Source organism: Streptomyces racemochromogenes (assembly GCF_039535215.1).
GTDB lineage: Bacteria > Actinomycetota > Actinomycetes > Streptomycetales > Streptomycetaceae > Streptomyces > Streptomyces racemochromogenes.
Genome location: NZ_BAAAWT010000001.1, coordinates 3,224,452 through 3,250,618, shown reverse-complemented (window position 1 = coordinate 3,250,618; position 26,167 = coordinate 3,224,452). Strand labels below are relative to the sequence as shown.

25 protein-coding genes are annotated in these 26,167 nt (G+C 72.6%); 16 read left to right on the top strand and 9 right to left on the bottom strand.

The window, feature by feature from the left end; all coding sequences use genetic code 11:
• Positions 1 to 358: 358 nt before the first annotated feature.
• Both ABD973_RS14925 and ABD973_RS14920 read right to left on the bottom strand, forming a co-directional pair.
• Positions 359 to 1,321, bottom strand: a complete 963-nt coding sequence (locus ABD973_RS14925; protein WP_345500292.1) for a CHAD domain-containing protein — start codon at positions 1,319 to 1,321, stop codon at positions 359 to 361.
• Positions 1,302 to 3,659 (bottom strand): RNA degradosome polyphosphate kinase, encoded by a 2,358-nt coding sequence (locus ABD973_RS14920; protein ID WP_206436541.1) that lies wholly within the window; start codon positions 3,657 to 3,659, stop codon positions 1,302 to 1,304. Before ABD973_RS14920 ends, ABD973_RS14925 begins: the two co-directional genes overlap by 20 nt.
• 454 nt (positions 3,660 to 4,113) lie before the next feature.
• Here ABD973_RS14920 and ABD973_RS14915 point away from each other — a divergent pair, with 454 nt between their 5' ends.
• The 3 genes from ABD973_RS14915 to ABD973_RS14905 are packed head-to-tail and all read left to right on the top strand — an operon-like array spanning position 4,114 to position 7,611.
• Positions 4,114 to 5,361 carry a S1C family serine protease gene (locus ABD973_RS14915; protein ID WP_125821854.1) on the top strand — a complete coding sequence of 416 codons (1,248 nt, stop codon included), beginning with the start codon at positions 4,114 to 4,116 and terminating at the stop codon, positions 5,359 to 5,361.
• A 52-nt stretch (positions 5,362 to 5,413) separates the two neighbouring features.
• On the top strand, positions 5,414 to 6,148 hold the full coding sequence (locus tag ABD973_RS14910; RefSeq protein ID WP_125821855.1) for a response regulator transcription factor: 735 nt from the start codon (positions 5,414 to 5,416) through the stop codon (positions 6,146 to 6,148).
• Positions 6,145 to 7,611, top strand: coding sequence for a sensor histidine kinase (locus ABD973_RS14905; protein ID WP_125821856.1), 1,467 nt, complete (start codon positions 6,145 to 6,147; stop codon positions 7,609 to 7,611). The genes ABD973_RS14910 and ABD973_RS14905 overlap by 4 nt, the downstream gene beginning before the upstream one ends.
• Here the strand turns inward: ABD973_RS14905 and ABD973_RS14900 are convergent.
• Positions 7,591 to 8,595 (bottom strand): phosphatidylinositol-specific phospholipase C, encoded by a 1,005-nt coding sequence (locus tag ABD973_RS14900; RefSeq protein ID WP_345500291.1) that lies wholly within the window; start codon positions 8,593 to 8,595, stop codon positions 7,591 to 7,593. The two genes, ABD973_RS14905 and ABD973_RS14900, sit on opposite strands and share 21 nt — an antisense overlap.
• 61 nt (positions 8,596 to 8,656) lie before the next feature.
• Positions 8,657 to 9,244: a TetR/AcrR family transcriptional regulator gene (locus ABD973_RS14895; protein WP_345500290.1), complete on the bottom strand. Its 588-nt coding sequence runs from the start codon at positions 9,242 to 9,244 to the stop codon at positions 8,657 to 8,659.
• Between the two features lie 136 nt (positions 9,245 to 9,380).
• Here ABD973_RS14895 and ABD973_RS14890 point away from each other — a divergent pair, with 136 nt between their 5' ends.
• Positions 9,381 to 10,166 carry an alpha/beta fold hydrolase gene (locus ABD973_RS14890; RefSeq protein ID WP_125821859.1) on the top strand — a complete coding sequence of 262 codons (786 nt, stop codon included), beginning with the start codon at positions 9,381 to 9,383 and terminating at the stop codon, positions 10,164 to 10,166.
• A 68-nt stretch (positions 10,167 to 10,234) separates the two neighbouring features.
• On the opposite strand, the gene ABD973_RS14885 is transcribed toward ABD973_RS14890, so the two are convergent.
• On the bottom strand, positions 10,235 to 12,052 hold the full coding sequence (locus tag ABD973_RS14885) for a bifunctional metallophosphatase/5'-nucleotidase (protein WP_125821860.1): 1,818 nt from the start codon (positions 12,050 to 12,052) through the stop codon (positions 10,235 to 10,237).
• Between the two features lie 140 nt (positions 12,053 to 12,192).
• Between ABD973_RS14885 and mshD the strand changes: the two genes are divergently transcribed.
• Entirely contained in the window at positions 12,193 to 13,122 is a 930-nt protein-coding gene (mshD, locus tag ABD973_RS14880) for a mycothiol synthase (protein WP_125821861.1), read from the top strand.
• A 565-nt stretch (positions 13,123 to 13,687) separates the two neighbouring features.
• Here the strand turns inward: mshD and ABD973_RS14875 are convergent.
• Both ABD973_RS14875 and ABD973_RS14870 read right to left on the bottom strand, forming a co-directional pair.
• Positions 13,688 to 13,942 (bottom strand): hypothetical protein, encoded by a 255-nt coding sequence (locus tag ABD973_RS14875; protein ID WP_345500289.1) that lies wholly within the window; start codon positions 13,940 to 13,942, stop codon positions 13,688 to 13,690.
• Entirely contained in the window at positions 13,935 to 14,108 is a 174-nt protein-coding gene (locus tag ABD973_RS14870; protein ID WP_345500288.1) for a hypothetical protein, read from the bottom strand. The genes ABD973_RS14875 and ABD973_RS14870 overlap by 8 nt, the downstream gene beginning before the upstream one ends.
• A 155-nt stretch (positions 14,109 to 14,263) precedes the next feature.
• Between ABD973_RS14870 and ABD973_RS14865 the strand changes: the two genes are divergently transcribed.
• The gene (locus ABD973_RS14865) at positions 14,264 to 15,484 is read left to right on the top strand and encodes an NsdA family TPR-like regulatory protein (protein WP_345500287.1); all 1,221 of its coding nucleotides are present in this window, start codon (positions 14,264 to 14,266) and stop codon (positions 15,482 to 15,484) included.
• 621 nt (positions 15,485 to 16,105) lie between these two features.
• Here ABD973_RS14865 and ABD973_RS14860 read toward each other — a convergent pair.
• Both ABD973_RS14860 and ABD973_RS14855 read right to left on the bottom strand, forming a co-directional pair.
• Complete coding sequence (locus ABD973_RS14860; RefSeq protein ID WP_007265470.1) at positions 16,106 to 17,128, bottom strand: LacI family DNA-binding transcriptional regulator; 1,023 nt, start codon at positions 17,126 to 17,128, stop codon at positions 16,106 to 16,108.
• A gap of 24 nt (positions 17,129 to 17,152) precedes the next feature.
• The gene (locus ABD973_RS14855; protein ID WP_125821864.1) at positions 17,153 to 17,983 is read right to left on the bottom strand and encodes a response regulator transcription factor; all 831 of its coding nucleotides are present in this window, start codon (positions 17,981 to 17,983) and stop codon (positions 17,153 to 17,155) included.
• Between the two features lie 502 nt (positions 17,984 to 18,485).
• Here ABD973_RS14855 and ABD973_RS14850 point away from each other — a divergent pair.
• The 10 genes from ABD973_RS14850 (at position 18,486) to ABD973_RS14810 (ending at position 26,049) form a co-directional block, all read left to right on the top strand.
• Positions 18,486 to 18,740, top strand: coding sequence for a MoaD/ThiS family protein (locus tag ABD973_RS14850; protein ID WP_007265472.1), 255 nt, complete (start codon positions 18,486 to 18,488; stop codon positions 18,738 to 18,740).
• A 514-nt stretch (positions 18,741 to 19,254) separates the two neighbouring features.
• Positions 19,255 to 20,586, top strand: coding sequence for a hypothetical protein (locus ABD973_RS14845; protein ID WP_345504593.1), 1,332 nt, complete (start codon positions 19,255 to 19,257; stop codon positions 20,584 to 20,586).
• Between the two features lie 131 nt (positions 20,587 to 20,717).
• Positions 20,718 to 21,425, top strand: a complete 708-nt coding sequence (locus ABD973_RS14840; RefSeq protein ID WP_345500286.1) for an LmeA family phospholipid-binding protein — start codon at positions 20,718 to 20,720, stop codon at positions 21,423 to 21,425.
• Positions 21,426 to 21,581: 156 nt separating this feature from the next.
• Complete coding sequence (locus ABD973_RS34765) at positions 21,582 to 21,671, top strand: Ms5788A family Cys-rich leader peptide (protein ID WP_350875872.1); 90 nt, start codon at positions 21,582 to 21,584, stop codon at positions 21,669 to 21,671.
• A 198-nt stretch (positions 21,672 to 21,869) separates the two neighbouring features.
• Positions 21,870 to 22,715, top strand: coding sequence for a sulfurtransferase (locus ABD973_RS14835; protein WP_125599937.1), 846 nt, complete (start codon positions 21,870 to 21,872; stop codon positions 22,713 to 22,715).
• Positions 22,716 to 22,796: 81 nt separating this feature from the next.
• On the top strand, positions 22,797 to 23,087 hold the full coding sequence (locus ABD973_RS14830; protein ID WP_030030422.1) for a DUF1416 domain-containing protein: 291 nt from the start codon (positions 22,797 to 22,799) through the stop codon (positions 23,085 to 23,087).
• A 76-nt stretch (positions 23,088 to 23,163) separates the two neighbouring features.
• Entirely contained in the window at positions 23,164 to 23,499 is a 336-nt protein-coding gene (locus ABD973_RS14825) for a DUF3099 domain-containing protein (RefSeq protein ID WP_125821866.1), read from the top strand.
• Positions 23,500 to 23,618: 119 nt separating this feature from the next.
• Positions 23,619 to 24,401, top strand: coding sequence for a hypothetical protein (locus tag ABD973_RS14820; protein ID WP_125821867.1), 783 nt, complete (start codon positions 23,619 to 23,621; stop codon positions 24,399 to 24,401).
• Positions 24,398 to 25,204 (top strand): hypothetical protein, encoded by an 807-nt coding sequence (locus ABD973_RS14815; RefSeq protein WP_345500285.1) that lies wholly within the window; start codon positions 24,398 to 24,400, stop codon positions 25,202 to 25,204. Before ABD973_RS14820 ends, ABD973_RS14815 begins: the two co-directional genes overlap by 4 nt.
• Entirely contained in the window at positions 25,201 to 26,049 is an 849-nt protein-coding gene (locus ABD973_RS14810) for a hypothetical protein (RefSeq protein WP_125821868.1), read from the top strand. Before ABD973_RS14815 ends, ABD973_RS14810 begins: the two co-directional genes overlap by 4 nt.
• Positions 26,050 to 26,167: the final 118 nt, after the last annotated feature.

The window sequence follows — 26,167 nt, the reverse complement described above, 5'->3', positions numbered from 1 at the left end:
GGGATGGCCGGATTTCGCCGGTCCCGTGCCGGGGAGCCCGCCCCGTCCAGCGTCTCAGACTTGACCGGCCGACGCCGGGCGCGGGCTGCCGCTGCGCGGTGCGAGGTCCCCGACCCGCCCTTCGCCCGTTCCCAGGGGCGCTGCCCCTGACCCCGCGCCTCAAGCTCCCCCAGCTACCGCTGGGAGGTGCCCCCAGGGGGGCTGGAGAACCCGGGGCTCCGCCCCGGACCCCGATACCGGGCGCTCCGCGCCCGGTGCGCTCAAACGCCGCGCCGGCTGGATGTATCCAGCCCCGCCGGCGATTGAGGCGCGGGGGGCCGGGGCGCAGCCCCGGGGATCAGCCCGCGTGGCGGCGGGGTCAGGGGAGGGCGGGGGCCGGGTGCCAGATGTGGTGGAACGAGAGGCGGGCCGCCTCCACCGCGTGGCGCTGGTCGGCGTGCAGCACGCCCAGCGCGTACGCCGTCGCCGGGGCGATCCGCGGGGTGCGGGCGGCCGTCGCCGAGGCGGTGGCGGCCTCCGACGCGTCCCGGTGGAGGTCCAGCGCCTCTCCCGCCGCCGAGAGCCGGGCCACGTCCCCGCCCAGCACCTCCCGCGCGTACCGGTGCACGCGCAGCAGCCGGCGCACCTCGTGCCAGGAGGCGTCCTCGTGCGCCGCGTACGGGGTGCCCTGCGCGGCGGGGAGCGCGCAGACGGCTCCCGTGAGCCGGGTTGCGGTCACCTCCGCCAGCGGTTCCAGCACGTCCCCGACCCGGCCCCGCGCCGCCACCGGGTTCAGCGGCACCTCCGAGGCCAGCACCGCCACCGCGTCCGCGACCGCGTGGAAGCGGGACGACCCGAGGGCCTGGAGGGTGGCCGAGTGCGCCCGCGTGCGCGCCAGCGTGAGCTGCCGCTCCAGCAGGGCGCCCGCCCGCGCCGAGCCCACCGTGAGGGCGCCCGGCGCGGCCGCCCCGCCGCCCCGCGGGGCCGGCAGGTCGGGGGAGCCGGACAGCCGCTGCAGGGCTTCCATCAGCCGCGACAGCCGGGCGGCGTACGCGTGTTCGTCGGCCAGTGTGGACGACAGCCAGACCAGCTCCGTGCGCAGCGAGTCCGCCCAGCGCGTCTCGGTGACCGCCCGGAACGTGCTCAGCGATCCGGCGATCCGGCGCGCCGCGCTCCGCAGCCCGTACGCCGCCTCGCCGCTCTCCGCCGCGTCGGCGGACGGGCCGCCGGCCGCTCCGGCTTCGTGCAGGCGCAGCGCCCGCAGGAACGCGGTGGCCTGGGACCGCAGGTACACGCCGAGCACGTCACCTGCGGTCGGGTCGTCATGGTTTGGCAGAGCCACGCCGGCGCCTCCGGGCGTCTATGAGCATCTCCTGTACGTGCCGCAGCGGCTGGCCCTCGGCGTCGGTGCTGTGCCGGGTCCATTCGCCGTCCGGGCCCAGGTGCCAGGAGGAGGTGGCGTCGGACATGCCGGTCTCCAGCATCCGGTCCAGGGCCGCTCGGTGGGCCGGGTCGGTGACCCTGACCAGCGCCTCGATGCGGCGGTCGAGGTTGCGGTGCATCATGTCGGCGCTGCCGATCCACACCTCGGGCTCGCCGCCGTTGCCGAAGGCGAAGACCCGGGAGTGCTCCAGGAAGCGGCCGAGGATGGAGCGGACCCGGATGTTCTCCGACAGGCCGGGGACGCCGGGGCGCACGGCGCAGATGCCGCGCACCCAGATGTCGATGGGCACGCCCACCTGGGAGGCCCGGTAGAGGGAGTCGATGAGGGCCTCGTCGACGATCGAGTTCATCTTCAGCCGGACCGACGCCGGGCGGCCGGCCCGGTGGTGGTCGGCTTCCTTGTCGATGCGGGAGATCAGCCCGTCGCGCAGGGACTTGGGGGCGGTCAGCAGCCGGCGGTAGGTCTCGCGGCGGGAGTAGCCGGAGAGCCGGTTGAAGAGGTCGGACAGGTCCGCGCCGACCTGCGGGTCGGCGGTGAGCAGGCCGAGGTCCTCGTACAGGCGGGCGGTCTTGGGGTGGTAGTTGCCCGTGCCGACGTGGCTGTAGCGGCGCAGGGTGTCGCCTTCCTGGCGGACGACGAGGGAGAGCTTGCAGTGCGTCTTGAGGCCGACGAGGCCGTAGACGACGTGGCAGCCGGACTCCTCCAGCTTGCGCGCCCACTTGATGTTGGCCTGCTCGTCGAAGCGGGCCTTGATCTCGACGAGTACGAGGACCTGCTTGCCGGACTCCGCGGCGTCGATCAGGGCGTCGACGATGGGGGAGTCGCCGGAGGTGCGGTACAGCGTCTGCTTGATCGCGAGGACGTCCGGGTCCGCGGCGGCCTGTTCGAGGAAGGCCTGCACGGAGGTGGAGAAGCTGTCGTAGGGGTGGTGCAGCAGCACGTCGCGCTCGCGCAGTGCGGCGAAGATGTCGGGCGCGGACGCGGACTCCACCTCGGCGAGGTCCCGGTGGGTGCCGGCGACGAACTTCGGGTACTTGAGCTCGGGCCGGTCCAGGGAGGCGATGCCGAAGAGGGCGGTCAGGTCGAGCGGGCCGGGCAGCGGGTACACCTCGGCGGCGCTGACGTTCAGCTCCTGCACGAGGAGGTCCAGGACGCCCGGGTCGATGGACTCCTCGACCTCCAGGCGGACGGGCGGGCCGAAGCGGCGCCGCATGAGCTCCTTCTCCAGCGCCTGGAGGAGGTTCTCGGCGTCGTCCTCCTCCACTTCGAGGTCCTCGTTGCGGGTGACGCGGAACATGTGGTGCGCGAGCACCTCCATGCCGGGGAACAGCTCCTCCAGGTGCGCGGCGATGACGTCCTCCAGGGGGACGTAGCGCTGCGGGGAGGCCTCCAGGAAGCGGGAGAGGATCGGCGGCACCTTGACGCGGGCGAAGTGGCGGTGGCCGCTGACGGGGTTGCGCACGACGACGGCCAGGTTGAGGGAGAGGCCGGAGATGTACGGGAAGGGGTGCGCGGGGTCCACGGCCAGCGGGGTGAGCACCGGGAAGATCTGGTTGCGGAACAGGGTGAAGAGCCGTGCCTGCTCCTTCTCGGTGAGGTCGGGCCACCGGATGAGGTGGATGCCCTCCTCGGCGAGCTGGGGGGCGATGTCGTGCTGGAAGCACGCGGCGTGCCGGGCCATGAGCTCGCGCGAGCGGGTCCAGATCAGGTCCAGTACCTCACGGGGCTGGAGGCCTGAGGCCGAACGGGTGGCGACGCCGGTCGCGATGCGGCGCTTGAGTCCGGCCACGCGGACCATGAAGAACTCGTCGAGGTTGCTCGCGAAGATCGCCAGGAAGTTGGCGCGCTCCAGCAGCGGGGTCGCGGGGTCCTCGGCGAGCTCGAGCACCCGCTCGTTGAAGGCCAGCCAGCTGCGCTCCCGGTCGAGGAACCGGTTCGGGGGGAGCTCGCCGGTGTCGTCCTTGTCCTCGTAGGCGTCCAGGTCGGCGTCGAGGTCGGGATCGAGGTCGACGTGGCCGGTCACGCGGGCGGCGTGGGGCCGGTGGGCGGCTATGGACCCGAGGCGGGGCTTGCTGCCGCCGTCGCCGCCGTCGGCCTTCTTGCCCGTGCCCGTGCCTGTGTCTGGACCTGTGCCGCTGCCGGCACCGGTACTGCCCGTTCCGTTTCCGGTCGCGGGGGTGTGAGACGAGTGCTGTGCGGGGACCTCGGTGGGGCCTGCGCTGGGCTGGTGGCTCATGACTCCATTCTTCCGCGCACGCGGCAGGACAGGCGCGTCGGAAGGGTCTGCCGTGAGGCGGAGTCGGGGCTGCATGACGTGAGGCTCGCAAGCACGTCTGAATGCCCGGTTAATGGCGTATGGCTTCTAGGGTCGGGGAAGCGGCGACCGGTGCCCGGCGGCCGGGCGGGCCTCCGCTGCCGGCCCGGGAGCGCGCGCAGCACGTACGGGGCGGCGAGCGGGGCCTGCGCCCCCACGGAAGCCGCGCCGAGCGGCGGGACCAGTACGCCCCGGAGCCGGCGGGCGCCGCTGCGGGCATGGTCGTCCCCCTGGTCGTCCCCACCGGTTTGAACGCGTTCGGAACATCGTGCGGCCGGGCCGGGGCCCAGGTGCTTATGTCGGGCATACGCGGTTCTGCCGGGCTTCTCAGCCGGGACTCAGATTGCTCTCATGATCCGGGGACAGAGTCAGAGACATGACCGAGAGCTTCCGCCGCGAAGGCGAGTACCCCCAGGAGAACGGCCCGGCCCGGAACGCGCCCTTCGGGGACGACTGGCAGCGGGGGCGCGAGCGGCTGGCACGGGACGCCGGTGCCGCCGGCTATCCGCCGCCGCCCCCGTACCCGCCGGCGGCCGCCCCGGCTCCCGGGTGGCACGAGGCGCACCAGCCGCCCGTCATCCAGGGCGAGACCGTCCCGGCGGCCGGCGGCAGCGGCGGCAGCGCGGGCAGCGGCGCCGGGTGGGACGCCTGGGGCTCCGCGGCCGCCGCCGGCCCGGCCGGCCCCGCGCACGCGGCCCGCGCCAAGCGGCCGGTCGCGCTGCTCGCCGCCGTCGCCCTCGCGGCGGCCCTGGTCGGCGGCGGAACGGCCGTCGCCGTGCAGCAGCTCCTCGGACAGGCCGGCGCCGCCGTCGCCGGCGTGAACGGCACCAACGTCTCGCAGTCCGCCAACGGCACCGTCTCCGGCGTCTCCGAGCAGGTCAGCCCGTCCGTCGTCCGCATCGACACCCGCACCGCCTCCGGCCAGGGCACCGGCTCCGGCATCGTGCTCACCGCCGACGGCGAGATCGCCACCAACAACCACGTCGTCAACGGAGCCTCCGAGATCCAGGTGACGATGAGTGACGGGAAGAAGTACAGCGCCAAGATCGTCGGGACCGACCCCGGCAAGGACCTCGCCCTCATCAAGCTCCAGGGCGCCGGCGGCCTGAGGCCCGCCAAGCTCGGCGACTCCGACCGCCTCAAGGTCGGCGACCAGGTCGTCGCCATCGGCTCCCCCGACCGCCTCACCGGCACCGTCACCAGCGGCATCGTCTCGGCGCTGAACCGCGAGGTGAACGTGCCCAAGTCCGAGAACCGCCAGCAGCAGAGCCCGCAGCGCCAGCGCGGCGGCTGGCCGTTCTCGTACGACGGTCAGCAGTTCAACGGCGACACCGGCGCCAACACCACCTCGTACAAGGCCATCCAGACCGACGCCTCCCTCAACCCCGGCAACTCCGGCGGCGCCCTCGTGAACATGAACGGCGAGATCGTGGGCATGCCCTCCGCGATCTACTCGCCCTCCAGCGACGGCTCGAGCGCCGGCAGCGTCGGCCTCGGCTTCGCCATCCCGGTCAACACGATCAAGGCCGACCTCGACTCCCTCCGCAAGGGCGGCCCCGGCGGCGGGAGCAGCCAGGACAACGGCTCCGACAGCAGCGGCAACGGCTTCGGCATCTCCTTCTGACACCCTGGGACGTGCCCCGCGCACCGACCACCACCCCTGGGGGACCCCGACCATGAATCCCGCCGAAGGCGACCCGCAGCGCATCCTCGTCGTCGACGACGAACCGGCCGTGCGCGAGGCCCTGCGCCGCAGCCTCGCCTTCGAGGGGTACGAGGTGCGGACCGCCGTCGACGGGCTCGACGCCCTCGACCAGGCGGCCGCGTACGCCCCCGACCTGATCGTCCTCGACATCCAGATGCCCCGGATGGACGGCCTGACGGCCGCCCGACGGCTGCGCGCCGCCGGCAGCGTCACCCCGGTGCTGATGCTGACCGCCCGGGACACCGTCGGCGACCGCGTCACCGGCCTCGACGCGGGCGCCGACGACTACCTCGTCAAACCGTTCGAACTGGACGAGCTCTTCGCCCGCGTCCGCGCCCTGCTGCGCCGCAGCTCCTACGCCGCCCCCGCCGCCGGCCCGGAACCGGCCGGCGACGCCCTCTCCTTCGGCGACCTGCGCATGGACCTCGCCACCCGCGAGGTCACCCGGGGCGGCCGGCCGGTGGAGCTGACCCGCACGGAGTTCACCCTGCTGGAGATGTTCCTGGCGCACCCGCGCCAGGTGCTGACCCGCGAGCAGATCCTCAAGACGGTGTGGGGCTTCGACTTCGAGCCCAGCTCCAACTCCCTGGACGTCTACGTGATGTACCTGCGCCGCAAGACCGAGGCGGCCGGCGAGCCGCGCCTCGTGCACACCGTGCGCGGGGTCGGCTACGTCCTGCGCGCCGGCGAGGGCGGGCCCGAATGACGGGTCCCGCCGACCGGTTCCGCGCACTGCCGCTGCGCTCCCGGCTGGCGCTGCTGGTCACCGTCGCCGTCGCGGTGGCCGTCGCGGCGGTGGCCGGGGCGTCCTGGGTGATGGTGCGGGCGCAGCTCAACGACCAGCTCAACCAGTCCCTGAGGGCCACCGACCCCAGCGAGCAGGTGCTCCGCACCCTGCGCGAGGGCTGCACGCTGCGCCCGCCGCCGAACCAGATGGACATCGCCGGGGACCTGAACGCGACCGTGCAGATCGTCACCGCCGAGGGCGGCCGCTGCTGGGTGAGCGGACGGACGGACCTGCCCGCCACCCAGACCGACCAGGACGTCGCCGCCGGCCGCAGCACCGCGCGGCTGCACGACGCCACCACGGCCGACGGCGACCGGATGCGCGTCTACACGATCGGCCGGCGCCTGACCACCGGCGGGCCGACCTTCGGGATCTCCATCGCCAAGCCCCTCGCCGACATCGACAAGCCCCTGTCCACCCTGGCCTGGGTGCTGCTCCTGGTCTCGGGCATAGGGGTCGTCGGCGCGGGCGCGGCCGGCCTGTGGGTGGCCCGCACGGGGCTGCGGCCCGTGGACGAGCTCACCGGTGTCGTCGAGCACGTCGCCCGCACCGAGGACCTGACCGTGCGCATCCCGGACGAGGGCGACGACGAGATCGCCCGCCTGTCGCGTTCCTTCAACGCGATGACCGCCGCGCTCGCCTCCTCCCAGGAACGCCAGGCCCAGCTGATCGCGGACGCCGGTCACGAGCTGCGTACGCCGCTCACCTCGCTGCGCACCAACATCGAGCTGCTCGCGCGCAGCGAGGAGACCGGCCGGGCCATCCCGCCCGAGGACCGCCGCGAGCTGCTCGCCTCGGTCAAGGCGCAGATGACGGAACTCGCCGCGCTGATCGGGGACCTCCAGGAGCTGTCCCGCCCCGACGCCGCCCCGCACGCCCCGCTCGGCGTGGTGGCCCTGCACGACATCGCCGCCTCGGCGCTGTCCCGGGCCCGGCTGCGCGGCCCCGAGCTGCGGTTCGGCTCCGCCCTGGAGCCCTGGTACGTGCGGGGCGAGGCGGCGGCGCTGGAACGGGCGGTGGTCAACCTGCTGGACAACGCCGTGAAGTTCAGCCCGCCGGGCGGCGCCGTCGAGGTCTCGCTGCGCGCGGGCGAGCTGACCGTACGCGACCACGGGCCGGGGATCCCGCCCGAGGACCTCCCGTACGTCTTCGAGCGGTTCTGGCGCTCCGAGTCGGCCCGTGCCCTGCCCGGCAGCGGGCTGGGCCTGTCCATCGTGGCCCGCACGGCGGCCCGCTCGGGCGGCGGCGCCGAGCTGCGCGCCGCCGCGGACGGGGCGGGCGGCACGGAGGCGGTGCTGCGCATCCCGGGCGCGCCGTCGCCTCCGCCGTCGGAGCAGCCGTCGCCGCGGCCGCCGTCGCCGTCAGTTGTGCCGGAGCAGTGAGGCGACCAGGCCGGAGCGGGTGTTCGGGAAGTCCATCGGGACGATGCCGAGGCCGGTGCGGCCGCTGAGTTCGGAGCCGTCGACGAAGCCGTGGACCTGCGGGTTCAGCCGGTCGGAGTTCCAGCGCGGGGGCATGTACGCGGCGGTGCTGACGTAGTTGACGAAGAGCCTGCCGGGCTCCCGGACGGCCTTGCGGAAGTGGTCCTCGATGCGGACGCGCTTGGCGAAGGGCTCGGTGTTGTAGTCGTCCTGGATGTCGAAGACGCCGCCGTCGCCGTAGCGCAGGCCCGGCAGGCCGGCGTTGTCGGCGAGGAGGACGACCCTGCCGCGGGCCTGCCCGAGGGCGGGCAGGGTGTCGGAGATCCGGAAGAGGGGGCGCCAGCCGCGGCGGTCGAGGTAGTCGTCGAAGACGGCGCGGAAGGCGGCGTCGGAGTCGGTGGAGTACTCCTGCTTGACGCGCATCAGGACCGTCTCGGAGGGGTGCGCGGCGAGGAAGTCCCGGCAGGCGGCGAGGACGTCGCCGAACATCAGGTCCTGGAAGAACGAACCGTGGTGGATGGCGAACGAGCCGCCCGTGACCCGGCAGCGGACGTCGAGGAAGCGGATGCCGGAGTCGAGCTGCTGGGCGATGGAGGTGTTCTGGCAGGCGACGTAGAGGCCGCCCTTGGTGGCGCCGGAGTCGTGGGTGCCGGGGATGGTCATCCGCTGGAGGGCGGTGGAGTCGGCGAGCCCGGCCATCCAGTCCTGGGTGCCGAGGGCCCTCGCGGGGGCGGGGGCGGCGTGAGCCGGTGCCGCCGCCCCGAGCCCGAGGAGCGCGCCCGTGCCCACGGCCGCGGCGCCGGCGAGGAAGGCCCGCCGGTCCGGTGCGGTGCGCGCGCCCGTGGCCCTGCGTGCCCCCGGACGCGTACGCGGAGCCGTGCCCGTTCCCGTGCCTGCGTCCGCACCCGTGTCCGTGTCCGTGCCCGTGCCTCTGCCCGCGTCCATGCCCCGCCCCTTCGCCGACCTGGTGGTGGGACCGGATTATGGCGTGCGGGACCGGCGTTTACTACCCGTCGGTAGGCGCGGGCTCTTCGAGCAACTCGACCATCCTGCGCAGCCCTTGGGTGAGCTCGACCCCTGTGGGAGCCTGCCCGGGATCGGTCAGCGCCTGCACCATCACCCCGCTCAGCAGCGCGAGGTGCACCGACCCGAGGGCCCGTACGTCCTCGTCGGTCACCGCCTCCTCGGAGACCCCGGCCAGGTGCGCGGCCACCGTCCGCCGGGAGCGGCGCTGTCCCTCGGCCAGGACGGCCAGCAGTTCGGGCGAGGACTGGGCGTGGACGAAGGCCTCGATGTTGGCGATCCACAGCCAGCGCATGTCGAGGAAGTCGCGGATCTTGCGGTCCCAGGTGTCGCCGTACCGTTCCGCCGCGGTGTCGCCCTCGCCGGTGAGCCGGCCGGAGCCGGCGGCCCAGTCGTCCATGGCGGCGAACAGCGCCTGGTTGAGCAGCGCCTCGCGGGACCCGAAGTGGTAGCCGATCGCGGCCATGCTCACCTGTGCCGCCGTGGCGATGTCGCGCACGGTCGTGCGCGAGTAGCCCTTCTCCTCAAGGCAGCGGCGCGCGCCGGCCAGCAGGTCCTCGCGATTTCCCATGCCCCGGATGGTATCGGCGCCCCTCCGGCCACCGTTTGGGCAAGCGCCCAATACGAATGTATTGCGCGCTTGCCCAACTGCTGGCACAGTGATGCCCGTGACCACGGCGGGCAACGGAAACGGGGAGACACCAACCATGCGCGACACGCTGACCATCGACGGCCGCACCCTCTCGTACCTGGACTTCGGCGGCCCCGGCCGACCGCTCCTCGCCCTCCACGGCGGCATGTCCGAAGCCGCCGCCTTCACCGGCCTCGCCGCCGCCCTCGGCGACGCGTGGCGGGTCATCGCCCCCGACCAGCGCGGCCACGGCGACTCCGACCGCGCACCCCACTACCGCCGCGAGGGCTACGTCGCCGACGCCGTCGCCCTCCTCGACCACCTCGGCCTCACCGAGCCCGTCGCCGTCCTCGGCTACTCCCTCGGCGGCCTCAACGCCTACCACCTGGCCGCCGCCCACCCCGACCGGGCCGGCGCCCTGATCGGTGTCGACGCCACCGTCGCCATCGACATCCCGGCCGGCCCGCAGTGGTTCGACTTCCTCGGGGCACTGCCCTACTCGGCCCCCACCCGCGAGGAACTCCTCGGCGCCGTCGACCCGGCCGCCCTGCCCTTCGTCGCCGACGGCGTACGCCCGCTCCCCGGAGGGACCGGCTGGCGGCTCGGCTTCCACGGGCAGGACATGCTCGACTCCATCCACGCCTGCGCGGGCGACCACTGGGACACCTGGACCGCCAGCCCCTGCCCCGCCCTGCTCATCCACGGACGCCAGAGCCGGGCCCTCACCCAGGACGTCGCCGACGCCATGGTCCGCCGGCGCCCGGGCACCTCGTACACCGCCCTGGAGGGCGACCACTTCGTCCCCTTCACCGACCCCGAGGGCTTCCACGCGGCCGTCGGGAAGTTCCTGGCGACCCTCTAGCCAAAAGCCGAGGGGGCGGCGGGCCATCGGCCCACCGCCCCCTCGGGGACGCACTGCTTACAGCGCCACTACTTGACGACCTTGATGCGGTCCGCCGCCGGCGGGGCGATCGGGGTCGCCGCCGTCGACTTCGCCAGGTAGGCGTTGAAGGCGTCCAGGTCCGACGCGCCCACCAGCTTGTTCTTGTGCTCCTTCAGGACGGTGAAGCCGTCACCGCCGCCCGCGAGGAACTCGTTCATCACGACCCGGTAGGTCTTGGCGGGGTCGATCGCCGCGCCGTTCAGCTTCACCGAGTCCACGACGATCCGGTCCGCACCCGTCTTCGTCATGTCCAGGGTGTACGTGAAGCCCTTCGAGACCTGCAGGATCTTCGGGTTCGGGCCGTTGACCGTACCGCTCACCTGCTGCTGGAGCGCGGTGACCAGCTGCGCGCCGGTCAGGTCCACGACGTTCATCAGGTTGTTGAACGGCTGCACCGTGTACGACTCGCCGTACGTCACGACACCGTCGCCCTCGTCACCCGCGGCCTTGTAGGCCAGGTCGGCACGGATGCCGCCCGGGTTCATGATGGCCAGCTGCGCGCCGCCCTTGTCCGCCGCGGCCGTGGCCTCCAGCTGCGCGTCCGCGATCAGGTCGCCGAGCGGCTTCTCCGGCGCCTCCGCACCGCGGCCCGGGATGTCGGCCGAGATGTAGCCCATCGGACGGTTCGCCACCGGAGCGGCGAGCGCCTTCCAGCGGGTGATCAGCTCGGACATGTCCGCGGCCTTCGGCTGCTCGCGGCCGACCAGCTTGTTCACCGGCTTCGGCGACAGGACCGGCGTCCGGACGATGTCCTTCGTCGCCCGGTCGTACGTGAGGGTGGTGTCCGTGAACAGCCGGCCGTAGGAGGCGGCCGAGGTCACCGTACGGGGGTTGCCCGCCGGGTCCGGGATGTTGCAGCTGTACGCCTGGTGCGTGTGGCCCGTCACCAGCGCGTCGACCTTCGGGTCGACGTTCTTGGCGATGTCGACGATCGCACCCGAGATGCCCGCGCCGGCGCCCGGCACGTCGCAGTCGTAGTTGTACGCGCCGCTCGCGGGCAGACCGCCCTCGTGGATCAGCGCCACGATCGACTTCACGCCCTGCTTGTTCAGCTCGGCCGCGTACTTGTTGATCGTCTCGACCTCGTCGCCGAACTTCAGGCCCTTGACGCCCTCGGCGGTGACGACGTCCGGAGTGCCCTCCAGGGTGACGCCGATGAAGCCGATCTTCACGTCCCCCTTCTTCCAGACGAAGGTGGGCGACATCAGCGGACGCTTGGTCTTCTCGTCCGTCACGTTGGCGGCGAGGTACTGGAACTGCGCACCGGTGAAGGTCTTGCCGTACTCGAAACAGCCTTCGGTCGGGTGACAGCCGCCGTACGCCATCCGGCGCAGCTCGGTCCTGCCCTCGTCGAACTCGTGGTTGCCGACGCTCGACACGTCGAGGTTCAGCTTGTTGAGCGCCTCGACGGTGGGCTCGTCGTGGAAGAGACCGGACAGCATCGGGCTGCCGCCGATCATGTCACCGGCCGCGGCCGTGACGGAGTACTCGTGACCCTTGCGGGCCTCGCGCAGGCTGGTGGCGAGGTACTCGACGCCACCCGCGGGTATGGCCTTGGTGGTGCCGTCTGCCTGACGTTCGCTCACGGTGCCGGACGAGCCCTGCGGGGGCTCCAGCGTGCCGTGGAAGTCGTTGAACGAGAGCATCTGTACGTCGACGGTGCGCGCCTTGGGAGGCGTACCGCCACCACTCGCGGCACCGGCCGGCAGTGCGGCGGCGACCATCGCGCCGGCCCCCGCCGTGAGGGCGAGTGCGCCGAAGGTCAACCGGCGGGCCGTACGGGGCCGTTGTGGCTTCGCTGACATTTATTCCCCTTTGTGGACAGCGAGACAACATTTTGGGAGGTGCCCGCAGCCTATGGTCAACGCGCGTAGCTACGACAGGGGGTAGCGGGTTGCGAGCTGGTTACGCGCAGCCCTCAGCGGTGGCGCCGTAGGCTCGGAGCATGACTGACGCAGCAGCGGCCCTGGAGCCGGGACGGCAGATTGAGATCCTCGACGAGCTGACGGAGGAGCAGGCCGCCTCCGTACTGGACCTGATCGGAGAGGCGGCCCGCACCGACGGCACCACCGCCGTCTCCGAACAGGGCCGCCTCCAGCTGCGCGGCGGACCGCGCGAGGGGATCCGGCACTTCCTCCTCACCGACGGCGGGCGGCTGTGCGGGTACGGGCAGCTGGAGGACACCGACCCGGTGGAGGCCCCGGCCGCCGAACTCGTCATCCACCCCGCCCTGCGCGGCCGCGGCTACGGCCGGGCCCTGGGCACCGCCCTGCTGCACGCCTCCGGCAAGCGGATCCGGGTGTGGGCGCACGGCGGCAAGTCCGCCGCGCGGCACCTCGCCCAGGTGCTCGGGCTGACCCTCTTCCGCGAACTCCGGCAGCTGCGCCGCCCCCTGGGCCCCGACGCCGCCCCGCTGCCCGAACCGGCCCTCCCGGCCGGCGTGACCGTCCGCACCTTCGTGCCCGGGCAGGACGACACCGCCTGGCTCGCCGCCAACGCCGCCGCCTTCGCCCACCACCCGGAGCAGGGCGCACTCACGCAGCGGGACCTGAACGACCGGATCGCGCAGCCGTGGTTCGACCCCAAGGGCTTCTTCCTCGCGGAGCGGGACGGCGAACTGGTCGGCTTCCACTGGACGAAGGTCCACGCCGAGGAACAGCTGGGCGAGGTCTACGTGGTCGGCGTCCGCCCGGGCGCCCAGGGCGGCGGTCTGGGCAAGGCCCTCACCGCCATCGGCCTCCACCACCTGGCGGAGTCCGGCCTGCCGACGGCGATGCTGTACGTCGACGCGGACAACCCGGCGGCCCTGGCGGTGTACGAGGGCCTGGGCTTCGCGACGCACGAGATCGACCTGATGTACCGGACGGAGAGCTGAGGCCTGGGTCGGGTCCGGTTCGGGCCCGCTATCTCCCCCTCGACCCCGTGGGGTCGAGCGGTGTTTGCCCACCTGCCCCCATGTCTGCGGGCCGGGGGGCCGGTGGGCGGGATCCCCACGGACAGTCTCAGAGCGGGTTGGGGGCTTCCCGTCAGTCCCATCGTCCTTCCGGTTCGGGCCGGCCTGTCAAGGGCGCTCCTTCGTCGCGTCGCTACGCGATGGCCTACGGCCACCCTTGACAGACCGACCCGCCCCGGAAAGCCGAAAGACTGCCGGGAAACCCCCAAAGAAACGGCACGGTCCAAGGTGGAGGGACGGGTCCGTCAGCGATGAGGCGAGGGGCCGGGCGCCGGCACGCCAGGCATCCGGGCCCCCAAGAGCCGAGATCCCGGACCAGGGGCGCGGCAACCCGCACGAGAGGTTGACCAGAGCCCCCGGGGAGCCGACAAGCGAGACAGATCGCTACGCGCTCCTCATTTCTCGGCGGCCGGCGACCGTCCGTGGCTGATACCCGCACGCAAGGACGAACAGAGCAGCCCAGGAATCCGACAGGCGCGACAGATCGCTACGCGCTCCTCGGATCTCGGCGGCCGGCGGCCGTCTGGGGCTGATCGTCTACGGGTTCGATGTTGGTGGCGGCAGTGGTGAATTCACGGCCGGAGGCATCGCGGATGTAGGCGAGTTCTGTCCAGTGCTCGGTGAGGGTGTCGGAGACGTTCTCGTTGATCACAGCCATCAGTTCGCCTTCGACGCCGGAGGCAATGTCGCGGACGCGGCGGCGCAGGAGCCGGTGGGGCACGTATTCGTACTGCTCACTCACCCGGCACCTCTGGGAAGCTGTTCAGGAACCACATCCAGCCGCTCTGGGCGCGGTCCAGCAGATCGGCGCTGGGCTCGATCAGGAAGGGCGCCTTCCCCGAGGGGCCGTCAAGACCGTCGCTACTGGGTACGTCGCGCGTGCAGCTGTGTTTGATGCGGCTGGTCACGGGTTACTCCCTGCCCTCGTCAATGAGTGGTGGAGCGGAACTCTTCGCAGCGCTCCCATTCGAACCCGGCGGCCGCCCAGGCGTGACCCACCATGTCGGGTGGCGCCCAGGCCGAACCACTGCCGCGTCCTATAGGACCGACCTATATTTCCCGCATGGAGCCCGAGTCGGATGTGTGGGTGCACCCCGAATTACGGGCGGCCGCAGCCGCTGAGGACTGGGCTGCCCTGTTGGGGACGTGGCGGAAGCTGACGCGGAGCAGCCAGAGCCGGCTCGGTGCCCTCGTGGGCCTGGCCCAACCCGATGTGTCCGCCATCGAGAACCGCCGGCGCGTGGTGACCTCGGCCGAGGTGCGGCAGCGCATCATCGACGGGCTCGGCGTGCCCCTGGAACTGCTCGGTGCCCGGTACGAGGACCTGCCGCTTCCCTCGCTCGTGCTGCCCGGAGTGGTGTCGGAGGCTGACGGCGAACGCTTGGGCGCGGTGAGACAGGGCGGGATGCGACTGGATGCCGCTTCTGTGGATGCGATGGACGCCTTGTTGGCCGCGCATCGGCGGGCCGAGGACACGGTGGGGTCGCGCACCGTTGCACCGCTGGTTCTGGCGCAGTTCAGGGAGGTGGCCGGGCTGTACGGACAGGCTCGGGGGGCCTTGGCCGACCAGGTGGTGAGGTTGCTGGCCGAGTACGCCCAGTTCCTGGCGTGGATGGCGCAGGACCAGGACAAAGCCCCCGTGGCACTCGGATGGTTCGACCGGTCCTACGACTGGGCGTTGGAGGCCGGCTACGGCGACCTGGCGGCCACCACCCTGAGCATGAAGGCGCACCTGGCGTGGTCGGGAGGCAGGGGCCGCCGGTGTGTGCGGCTGGGTGAAGCTGCTGCTTCTCTTTCGGGGGCGAGCGAGGCCACTCGGGCCATGGCGGTGCAGATGGCGGGGCGGGGATACGCGCTGGCGGGTGAGCGCGACGAGGCGTACTCCCGACTGGACGAGGCGCAGCGGATCATCGCCGGTGCCGTCGACGCGCCTCCGTGGCTCTACTTCTACGGCGAGTCCTGGTTCGCGGCCCAGCGCGGCATGGCAGACCTGCACCTGAAGGACTGGGACGGTGCGGTCGGGAACCTGACCTCGGGGCTGGCCGGCTTCGCCCCGTCATTCCGCCGGGACCGGGCCTGGTACGGATCCTGCCTCGCCCACGCATACGCGGGCGCTGGAGAGGCCGAGGCCGCCCTGACCGAGGCCCTGGGCGTGATCCACGACGCCTCGGAGGTCGGCCGCCCGCACGCGTGGGCCGAGCTGCACAAGGTGGGCGCCATCCTGCTGCGCAGAGGGGCCCGGGAAGGCCGGACGCTGGTGGGCATGCTCGCCCAGCTCGACTGACCTCGTCCTCTGGCGCGGCTATCAGCCCAAGACGATCGCTGGCCGCCGAGACGAGGGGAGCGCGTAGCGATCTGTCGCGCCCGTCGGGTCCCTGCGCTGCTCTGATCGGCTCTTGATGCGGGTATCGGCCACAGGCGGTCGTCGGGCGCTGAGACGAGAGGAGCGCGTAGCGATCTGACGCGTCTGGGGGCTTCCCAGGTCGCTCTGATCAACCTCTCGTGCGGGTTGCCGTGCACTCGGCCCGGAATCGCCGCTCCTGAGGGCCCGTATGTCGGGCGGGCCGGCGCCGGGCCCCTCGCCTCATCGCTGAGGGACCCGCCCCTCCAAGGATCGTCCGTGCCGTTTCTTTGGGGGTTTCCCGGCAGTCTTTCGGCTTTCCGGTTCGGGTCGGTCGGTCAAGGGTGGCCGAAGGCCATCGCGTAGCGACGCGACGAAGGAGCGCCCTTGAGGGACCGGCCCGAACCGGAAGGACGATGGGACTGACGGGAAGCCCCCAACCCGCACTGATCCGGTCCGTGGGGATACCGCCCACCCGGCCCCCGGCCCGCAGACAAGGGGGCGGGTGGGCAACCGCCGCCCACCCCTCGAGGGGGACACAGCGAGCCCCCGCCCCCGACCCCCCTACCGGCAGCCGCAGCTGCGCCGGATGACCAGGGCCGACGGGAACTGCTTCAGGCGTTCGCGGCGGGAGCCGGCCACGCGGAGGGCGTCGTCCAGGACGAGGTCCACCGCCGCGCGGGCCATCGCGGGGCGGTCCGAGGCGATCGTCGTCAGGGGCGGGTCCGTCAGGGCCGCCTCCTTGACGTCGTCGAAGCCGGCCACCGCCAGCTGCTCGGGGACGTCGATGCGCAGCTCGCGCGCGGCGCGCAGGACGCCGATGGCCTGGTCGTCCGTCGCGCAGAAGATCGCCGTCGGCCGGTCCGGGCGGGCCAGGACCTCCAGGGCGACCCGGTACGCGTCGTAGCGGTTGTACGGGGCCTCGATGAGCCGGCCCTCGACCGACCGTCCGGCCTCCAGCATGGCCCGGCGCCAGCCCTCGACGTGGTCGGCGACCGGGTCGCCGACCGAGGGGGTGTTCTCGATGCCGCCGATGCAGGCGACGTACTCGTGCCCGTGTTCCAGCAGGTGCCGCGTCGCGAGCTGCGCGCCGCCGATGTCGTCCGTGACGACCGCGACGTCGTCGATGGCTTCCGGGCGCTCGTGCAGCAGCACCACCCGCGCGTCCCACGCGTCGATCTCGGAGGCGGCGCGCTCGCTCATGCCCTGGCTGACGAGGATCAGACCGGACACCCGCATCCCGAGGAAGGCGCGCAGGTAGTGGACCTCGCGCTCGTCCCGGTAGTCGGAGTTGCCGACGAGGACCATTTTTCCGCGTTCGGCGGCGGCCTGCTCGACCGCGTGCGCCATCTCCGCGAAGAACGGCTGACGGGCGTCGGGGACGATCATGCCTATGAGGTCGGTGCGGCGTGACGCCATGGCCTGGGCCACGCGGTCGGGCCGGTACCCCAGCTCCTTGATCGCGGCGAGTACACGCTCGCGCGTGGCCGGGGCGACCGGCCGGGGTCCGTTGTTGATGACGTAGCTCACGACGGCGGTAGAAGTACCCGCAAGTCGCGCTACGTCATCCCGCGTCACCTTGGCCACGCGCGGAAGTCTACGCGGGGTGACCTACCTCTGGGCAGGGTGTTTGGCCGACTGGCTGGTCACAGGAGCTTCCTCCGAACGGCCTACGGGTCCGCTCGTACGGTCGGCGGCCTGCGGCGCGGCCTGTGCCGCCGCCTTCCCCGGGGCCTGCTTGGCGGCGGCTTCGGCGGCCGCGCGCTCCACCTTCTCCGGGGTGACGAAGCGGTAGCCGACGTTGCGCACGGTGCCGATCAGGGACTCGTGCTCGGGGCCGAGCTTGGCCCGCAGCCGCCGTACGTGGACGTCGACCGTCCGGGTGCCGCCGAAGTAGTCGTAGCCCCAGACCTCCTGGAGGAGCTGGGCGCGGGTGAAGACCCGGCCGGGGTGCTGGGCGAGGTACTTCAGCAGTTCGAACTCCTTGAAGGTGAGGTCGAGGACCCGCCCCTTCAGCTTCGCGCTGTACGTCGCCTCGTCGACCGACAGGTCGCCGTTGCGGATCTCCATGGGGGAGTCGTCCGAGCCCAGCTGCTGGCGGCCGGTGGCCAGCCGCAGCCGTGCCTCGACCTCGGCGGGGCCGGCGGTGTCGAGGAGTACGTCGTCGATGCCCCAGTCGGCGGTGACGGCGGCGAGGCCGCCCTCCGTCACGACGAGGATCAGGGGGCAGCCGGGTCCGGTGGACCGCAGCAGCTGGCACAGCGACCGCACCTGCGGCAGGTCGCGGCGGCCGTCGACGAGGATCACGTCGGCGCCGGGGGTGTCCACCAGGGCCGGTCCCTCGGCGGGGGCCACCCGGACGTTGTGCAGCAGCAGGCCGAGTGCGGGCAGCACCTCGGTCGACGGCTGCAGGGCATTGGTCAACAGGAGGAGAGAGCTCATGCCCGGCCACCTGCCCGGTTCGGGCGGCCGTGCTCCTGTTTGCTTCGCTGGTCCATCACGTCGGTTCCTCCTCGGTCCCGTCGAGGACGTGCGCGGTACGGCTTCGTACGACTTGCCTGGCATGCCCTCCGGCCCCCGCGCCCTGGGGTCCGGACGGATACCTCTGTTCTCGGTCCGTTCAACGTGCTGAAAGCACAAAAGGACCCGGGGGCCACGTTGCCCGGATCCTCTACGCCGCCAGAATAGCCCACCGGCCCTTTCGGGGCCGAGGGCTGTCGTGCACCGCATTCTGTGGTTCGCGCCACGCCTTCCTCCTGCGTATGCCCTGGTTTCACCGGATCGAGCGGTCCGCCGACCAGTCCTGCGGGGCCTCGGGGCGCACGGACGGCGCGCTGAGGCACGCCGGGGTGACGGGCCGGAGGGGTCATCATGGAGGCCGACGGTAGAGAGCCGACGGAGCCGACCACGGGACCGCCCGGTCGGCCGAGCGATAGGAGCTGCAGTGGCAACCGGAACCATCCGCTACTGGGCGGCGGCGAAAGCCGCGGCCGAGACGGCGGAGGAGCCGTACTCGGCGCGCACACTGGCCGAGGCGCTCGACGCCGTGCGGGACCGCCATCCGGGGGAACTCACCCGGGTCCTGCAGCGCTGCTCCTTCCTCGTGAACGACGAGCCCGTGGGCAAGCGCCCGCACGATGCCGTCCTGCTGACCGAGGGGGGCACCGTCGAGGTGCTCCCGCCGTTCGCGGGCGGGTGAGCGGATACCGATGAGCACTCCCGAAGAGCAGCAGCGGCAGCAGCGGCAGGACGCCGAGCAGGACCCGTACTCCACCCAGACCTGGCAGTCCGACACCTGGGAGACCGGGTACCAGCCGGTGCAGCCGCCGCTGGGCTCGGTGCCCGGCCAGCCGGCGGCCCCGGCCCCGGCCCCGCAGGGGCAGTGGGGGCAGACCGGTGGCGGTGGCGTGCCGTGGCCGGACGCCACCGGGGGCGGTGCGGCCGCCGCCGAGACGGCGTACCTGCCGCCCGTGCCGGCGCAGCAGCAGCCCGCGGCGCCCGAGGGCTGGTTCCGCGACGAGCAGCCGGCGGCTCCCGCGCAGGGCGGCTGGCCCGGCGACGCGGCCGCGCAGACGGCGTACCTGCCGCCCGTGCCTGCCCAGCAGGCTCCGCAGCAGCACCAGCAGCACCAGCCCCAGCAGCCCGCCGTACCCGACGGCTGGTTCCGCGAGGAGCCGACGCAGGTGCCGCAGCCGCAGCCGCAGGCCCCGGCCGTGCCGTGGCCGGACGCCACCGGGGGCGGCGGGGTCGCTTCCGCCGCCGCCGAGACGGCCTACCTCCCGCCGGTGCGGGAGCCCGCCGGGGCCGCGGAGCAGACCGCGTACCTGCCGCCGGTGCGGGAGTCCGCAGCGGCCGCGGAGCAGACCGCGTACCTCCCGCCGGTGCGGGAGCCCGCCGGGGCCGCGGAGCAGACCGCGTACCTGCCGCCGGTGCAGCCGCAGGGGGCCGTGCCGGACGGCTGGTTCCGCGAGGAGCCGCAGCAGGCCTCCGCCGCCGCGGCCGCCGCCGAGACGGCGTACCTGCCGCCGGTGCGGGAGTCCGCGGGGGCGGCGGAGCAGACCGCGTACCTCCCGCCCGTGCAGCCCCAGGCCCCCGCGCCGGGCGCGTGGGGCGCGGAGGACTCCGCCGCCGCGCAGACGGCGTACCTGCCGCCCGTGCGGGAGCCCGCCGCCGAGCAGACCGCGTACCTCGCGCCGGTCCCGGCGGAGCCGCAGCCGCAGCCGCAGGCCGCCGTGCCCGGTCCGTCCGCCGAGTACTCGCCGCCGACCCTCGGCGGCAACACCCTGCGTGCCGTCGACCCCGCCCAGGCCCGCGCCGAGGGCCGGTCGCCGATCATCGACCCCGGTCCGCAGTCGGCGATACTGACCGCCGCGCTCGGCCTGCTGATGGCCGGTGCCGCCGCGGTCGGCCAGTGGGCGCTGCTCGTCCCGCTGATCGCCCTCCAGGGGCTCACCGCGGCCGGGTGGTTCCGCCTCAACGGCATGTGGCCGGCCCGCCAGGGCATCGTCCTGGCCTTCGCGGGGGCCCTCGTCGCCGACGGCGCGGTGCTCGCGCTGGACCGCACGTACGCGCCCGGCGCGGTCATCGGCACGCTCGGGGCCTGGGTGCTGCTGACGCTGGTGCTCCAGCTGCGCAGCCACGCGGACCCCGACGAGCGGATGTACGGGCTGATGGCCTCGGTGGTCTCCGCCGCGCTGGCCATCGTCTGCACGGGCTTCCTCGGCGCTGACTGGCAGCCGGTGACCACCGGTGCGGTGGCCGTCGCGGTCGCGGTGTTCGCGCGGGCGCTGCCGCTGCCCACCCCGGCCTCCGTCGGCGTCTCGCTGGCCGCCGCGGCCGGTGCGGGCATCGCGGTCGGCGGGCTGACCGGGCTGGGCGCCGGCGGGGCGCTGGTCGGCCTCGCGGCCGGGGTGTGCGCCCTGATCGGGCTGCGCGTGGCCGCGTACGACTACCCGTCGAAGTTCGTCCACATGACGGCCGGTGTCGCGCTGCCGCTGGCCGCCGCGGCCCCCGCCGTCTACCTGATGGGCCGGGTGGTCGGCTGACGCCCCCGGCTGCCCCGCGCGGCCCCGGGGCTGCCCCGCGGGGCCCCCGGGCAGCCGCGCCGCTGACACCACCCTCACGGCCGATCATGGTCCACTGGAACGTACGTACCGACTAGTTGGGGGAGGGACACGTGCGTTTCCTACGTGTCGTGGTGATCATCGGCGTGGTGCTGGGAGGACTGTTCGTGGGCGTCGACCGCTGGGCGGTCGGCTATGCCGAGGACCGGCTGGCCGACCAGGTCCGGTCCCGCCAGGGCCTCGCGGGCAGTGCCGAGGCGGAGATACACGGCTTCCCCTTCCTGACACAGGCGCTCAGCCGCGACCTGGAGCAGGTCGACCTGTTGCTCGACGGGGTCGACGTCACCGCCGACGGCCGCAAGACGCGGCTGTCGCAGCTCAAGGCCTCGTTCCACGAGGTGAAGCTGAACGAGGGCTACAACGGCGGTACCGCCAAGCGGGCCGAGGGCTCCGCGCTGATCACGTACGAGGACCTCACCAAGGCCTCACAGAACGGTGTGGTCCTCACCTACGGCGGGGCGCCGAACAAGGTGAAGGTCACCGCGACCCTGGACTTCCTCGGCAGGACCATGACCCGCAGCGTGGTGTCCACCGTCGCCCTCGTCGACGCGGGCGGTTCCAAGGTCGTCCGGGTCCGCGCGGACGCCGTCCCGGGCGAGGGCATCCCGGGCATCGAGAGCGCGGTGCGCAAGCGGACCGACTTCGACCGCCGCATCGACGACGGCCTGCCGGCCGGGCTCAAGCTCGCCTCGCTGACCTCGGACGAGTCCGGTGTGCACCTGGCCCTGAGCGGTACGGACGTGTCCCTGGCCGGATCGTGAGACGGAGCGGTCCGATCCGCAGAAGGGCGGACCGCCCGACCAGCCCCGGAAGGCCGCGAGAAGGCCGTCCGGGGCTTTCTCGTCCCGGAATGCGGACGATCCTGTCTCGGCATATGACACGCCGGTGACAGGGCGGCCGTTTCGTCCCTACGATCCATGGCTATGAAGCATCAGCAGGCGGACCTCACGAAGCGGCGGGCAGTGGACCTGTGTCGCGTCGCCGCCATGCTCTGTCGCTCCATGTGAGGTGTGAGCCTTCCGCTCCGCCGGCCGGACCGACGGCCCTTCATCCGCGTGACCGCGCCTGGCGCGCACCGGCCTCCTGCCCCCTGACGCCTCCCCGCGCAGGGTCCGAGAGCCGCACCCGCAGCGGCACGCACCAGCACAGCCCGCTTCGCAGCAGCCCCACACAGCCCCGCCGCAACTGCCCCGGAGGAGAACACCATGAGCCGCAGCGACGTCCTCGTAGACGCCGACTGGGTCGAGGCCCACCTGAACGACGCCAACGTCGTGATCGTCGAGGTGGACGAGGACACGTCCGCGTACGACAAGAACCACATCACCAACGCCGTCCGGATCGACTGGAAGCAGGACCTCCAGGACCCGGTCCGCCGCGACTTCGTGGACCAGGAGGGCTTCGAGAAGCTCCTCTCCGCCAAGGGCATCTCCAACGACGACACCGTCGTCCTCTACGGCGGCAACAACAACTGGTTCGCGTCCTACGCCTACTGGTACTTCAAGCTCTACGGCCACCAGGACGTCAAGCTCCTCGACGGCGGCCGCAAGAAGTGGGAGCTCGACTCCCGCGACCTGGTCGACGGCAAGGACGTCCCGAACCGCCCGGCCACCGAGTACAAGGCCAAGCCGCAGGACACCTCGATCCGCGCCTTCCGCGACGACGTTGTGGCCGCGATCGGCTCCCTGAACCTGGTCGACGTCCGCTCGCCCGACGAGTTCTCCGGCAAGCTGCTCGCCCCGGCGCACCTGCCGCAGGAGCAGTCGCAGCGCCCCGGCCACGTGCCGAGCGCCCGCAACATCCCGTGGTCCAAGAACGCCAACGACGACGGCACCTTCAAGTCCGACGAGGAGCTGACCGCCCTCTACGAGGCGGAGCAGGTGGACCTGGCGAAGGACACCATCGCCTACTGCCGCATCGGCGAGCGCTCCGCGCTCACGTGGTTCGTGCTGCACGAGCTCCTGGGCCAGGAGAACGTCAAGAACTACGACGGCTCCTGGACCGAGTACGGCTCGCTGGTCGGCGTGCCGATCGAGCTCGGCCCCAACAAGTAGTCCCGGCGGCGGGGGCGGGCACGCGACGCCCGCCCCCGCGCCCTCGCAGCAGCAGAACCTCTCTAGGACAGGACAGAGAACATGTGTGGAGCACAGATCGGCGGGCCCGACCTCGCGACGCTGAAGCCCGGTGAGACCGCGATCCAGGGCCAGGTGACCAAGGACGGCGAGCCCGTCAGCGGCTACGTCCGCCTGCTGGACTCGACCGGCGAGTTCACCGCCGAGGTCCCCACCTCCGCGACGGGCCAGTTCCGCTTCTACGCGGCCACCGGCTCCTGGACCCTGCGGGCGCTCGTCCCGGGTGCCCAGGCCGACCGCGCCGTCGTCGTGGCCGAGGCCGGCGGCGTGACGGACGTCGCCATCGCGGTCTGAGCACCGTCGCGGTCTGAGCACACCGGACCGACAGCCGAACCGGCCGAAGGGCCGCACCCCCGGGGGTTGGACGCCACTGGAACGGGGTGCGGCCCTTCGCGCCGTCCGCCGCCCTTGTGTTCCCGGGGGCCCGTCCTACGCTGGAAACATGTACGCGCGGCGCAGACGCGCCTATTTCTGGCTCATGGGCGGATGCCTGTTCCTCTTCGTCTCCGCCTGGTCCTTCGTGCGCCTCCTCTCGGTCGAGGCGGCGGTCGCGCTGTGCGTGGTCGCCATGGTCATTCCGCCCGTCGCCGCGATGGTGGCGAACCGGCGGGGGCCGGACGACCGCTGGTGGGACGACCCCTCGGGTGATCCGAAATCGGACGAGTGGTGGGACGAACTGGACGGAAAGCGGCATCCGGAAGACTGAATGCCGCCTATATAAAAGCGTAATAAAGATGCGTGCAACGGGCCCCCGCCCCAGGGTGTCTTGGATGTGCGCGGGCGAACGAACGATCCCGCGGCTCCAGTCCTGTGGGGGGACCCCTCTTGGAAAACCAGATCCAGGAATCGGGTACTCCGGAAACTCCGCCGGTCGACCCGGCCATTCCGGACGTACCCGCTCCGACCCGTGCCCCGCGCCGCCGCGGCCGTACGACGCTGCTGATCGCCGCCGCCCTCGTCCTGGGAGCGGCCGCCGGCACCGTCACCGGCTACGCCGTCCAGTACCAGCGCCCGCCCACGGCCCTGCCGCCGCTGGCGCAGCAGAAGCTCGACACGCCGAAGGCGCTGGCGCCGAACGACACGACGACGGCCAAGTCGGTCAACGCCACCCGCTGGCACAAGACGGACGGCGACCTCACCGAGCTGCTGCTCCCGGTGCCGGACGGGGCCAAGGCCGAGGGCGCCGGCTACATCCCCCTCGACGCCTTCGCCGTCGGCTACTTCCAGGAGCCCGGCGGGGCCCTCGCCGACTTCGCCGAAGGACGGATCCGGCGCGTCGCGTCGACCTCGTGGACCCAGGGTCAGGTGCACGCCGAGATCCAGCTGGTCCAGTTCCGCGAGCGCGCCGGAGCGGAGGACTTCCAGCGGGGGCAGTCGGAGTACATGCCCGAGGCGGACTTCGCGGGGAACCGGGGCGTGGCCATTCCGGGTGTGACCCCGGACCTGGGCCACGTCTGGGTGGACGCCAAGGCCGACGGGGTTCACGGTGCCCGGGCCCTCGCCCGCCGGGGCGACATCGTCGTGGACATCCACTACTACGAAGACCACGGCAAGATCGCGGAGGCCGACGTCATCGACCTCGCCAAGAAGCAGCTGGAGCGACTGTGACCGAGCCGCTGCACGACGCCGCTGCCGCCCCGGCCGAGGCCGAGGCCCCCGCCCCCGTGGAGGCCGTCGCCCCGCGATCCCGCCGGACCCGCGCCTACGTCGCCGCCGGGACCGCCGTCGTCCTCCTCGCGGCCGGCGGGGTCGGGGCCGCCTGGGCGCTCGACGCCGCCGACCGGACCGCTGCCACGCGCTACTGGAGCGCCGAGGGCGTCAGCCCCCGCGGCCCCGAGATGCCCGCCGCCGTCCCCCAGGACGGCCTGGCGGCCAGGCTGCTGCCCGTGCCCGGCAGCCACAGGCCGGGACCCGATCTCGGCAAGGACGGCAACGACTTCTTCGTCTCCGGCGACAACACCGTCCAGGGATTCAAGGACGCTCGCAAGGGCCTCTCCGACAGCCAGCGCAAGAAGCGTGACGAAGCGCTCGCCGAACTCAAGCTCAAGGGCCGGGCCGGCCGCAGCTACACGGAGGGGACGGGCCGGTCGGTCGTCGAGATCCGCCTCATGCAGGCCGACCCGAAATTCCTGGGCAAGACCTCCGAGGTCTTCAAGAAGCTCATGGACGCCGTGTCGGAAGGACGCGAGACCCCGAAGGTGGACGGGTACCCCGACGCGAAGTGCGCCGTGGTCACCCTCGGGGACGAGGAGCGGAAGGACAGGATCGACTCGGTGGAGTGCGTGGCGCTCCAGGGCGACGTCCTCGTCAGCTTCCGCGCCTACGGGCCCCAGCCTTTCTCGTCCGGCGACGCCGTCAAGTTCTTCCAGCAGCAGCTGAACCACCTGAAGTCCCCCGGGGAGTCCGCGTGACCGAGCAGAGCACCGTCACCCCGGAAACCGCCGGGACGCCCGCCGCCGAGGCCGTCGCCCCGCCCGCTCCCGAGGGGCCCGCTCCCAAGGGCCGTCGCAGGCTCCTCGCCGCCCTTCGCTGGACCGTCGCCGTGCTCGCCTTCGCCGCCGCCGGCACCGGAGCGGCGTACGGGATCACCCGGGCCGAGCGCACCGACCTGCCGGGCCTGTCCACCCAGGACGACGGCCGCTGGACCTACCCGGCGCTCGCCAAGCCCGGTCTGGCCCCCGGTGCCGCCCAGCCCTTCGCCAAGGACAACGAGGACGGCATCCACTACGCCGCCCTGCCCCAGCTCCTGCTGCCCGCCCCCAAGGGCTCCACCCCGGATGCGGCGCTCAGGGTGGAGAAGGACCAGGCCGTGTCCGTCGACACCTTCCTGGAGGAGTACGAACCCGCCGCGCGGACCAAGATGAAGCAGGCCTTCACCGACGACGGCCTGCGCCAGATCGCCGCCCGCGGCTGGACCATGCCCGACGGCACCCGTACCCGTGTCTACCTGCTGCGTTTCCACTCCTCCGGCTTCGTGGACGCCTTCGAGGGCTGCGGCATCAACATGAACCTCAACGGGATCAACCGGATCGAGGGCGACAGCGACTGGAGCAAGGTCAAGAACGACCAGAACCCGCCCGACCTCGCGGACGTGTCCCTGTTCGCCGAAGCCGCCCCGGTCGGCGACGAGGACCTGAAGGCCGGTTGCGTCAAGGGCGGAGACATCCAGGCCGTCGTCCTCCAGACCCGCAAGGGGAAGGTGGCCGCGGTCCCCTTCCACCAGACGGTGATCCTCCAGGACCAGCTGCTCCACTGAACCGGTACGGCCTACCTCACTCCGTGCTCCGGGCCCCGGGCCAGTAGGCTTGGGGACCGGCCCCGTCCACCCGCACCGAATCCTCCGAGGAGCACCCCGTGCTTGAGGCAGTCTTCAC

Coding starts and splice junctions, on each gene's coding strand:
- ABD973_RS14830 (WP_030030422.1), top strand. CDS start 22,797: ATGTGTGGAGCACAGATCGGCGGGCCCGACCTCGCGACGCTGAAGCCC.
- ABD973_RS34765 (WP_350875872.1), top strand. CDS start 21,582: ATGGCTATGAAGCATCAGCAGGCGGACCTCACGAAGCGGCGGGCAGTG.
- ABD973_RS14915 (WP_125821854.1), top strand. CDS start 4,114: ATGACCGAGAGCTTCCGCCGCGAAGGCGAGTACCCCCAGGAGAACGGC.
- ABD973_RS14885 (WP_125821860.1), bottom strand. CDS start 12,052: ATGTCAGCGAAGCCACAACGGCCCCGTACGGCCCGCCGGTTGACCTTC.
- ABD973_RS14865 (WP_345500287.1), top strand. CDS start 14,264: ATGGAGCCCGAGTCGGATGTGTGGGTGCACCCCGAATTACGGGCGGCC.
- ABD973_RS14890 (WP_125821859.1), top strand. CDS start 9,381: ATGCGCGACACGCTGACCATCGACGGCCGCACCCTCTCGTACCTGGAC.
- ABD973_RS14905 (WP_125821856.1), top strand. CDS start 6,145: ATGACGGGTCCCGCCGACCGGTTCCGCGCACTGCCGCTGCGCTCCCGG.
- mshD (WP_125821861.1), top strand. CDS start 12,193: ATGACTGACGCAGCAGCGGCCCTGGAGCCGGGACGGCAGATTGAGATC.
- ABD973_RS14900 (WP_345500291.1), bottom strand. CDS start 8,595: ATGGACGCGGGCAGAGGCACGGGCACGGACACGGACACGGGTGCGGAC.
- ABD973_RS14835 (WP_125599937.1), top strand. CDS start 21,870: ATGAGCCGCAGCGACGTCCTCGTAGACGCCGACTGGGTCGAGGCCCAC.
- ABD973_RS14910 (WP_125821855.1), top strand. CDS start 5,414: ATGAATCCCGCCGAAGGCGACCCGCAGCGCATCCTCGTCGTCGACGAC.
- ABD973_RS14920 (WP_206436541.1), bottom strand. CDS start 3,659: ATGAGCCACCAGCCCAGCGCAGGCCCCACCGAGGTCCCCGCACAGCAC.
- ABD973_RS14895 (WP_345500290.1), bottom strand. CDS start 9,244: ATGGGAAATCGCGAGGACCTGCTGGCCGGCGCGCGCCGCTGCCTTGAG.
- ABD973_RS14855 (WP_125821864.1), bottom strand. CDS start 17,983: ATGAGCTCTCTCCTCCTGTTGACCAATGCCCTGCAGCCGTCGACCGAG.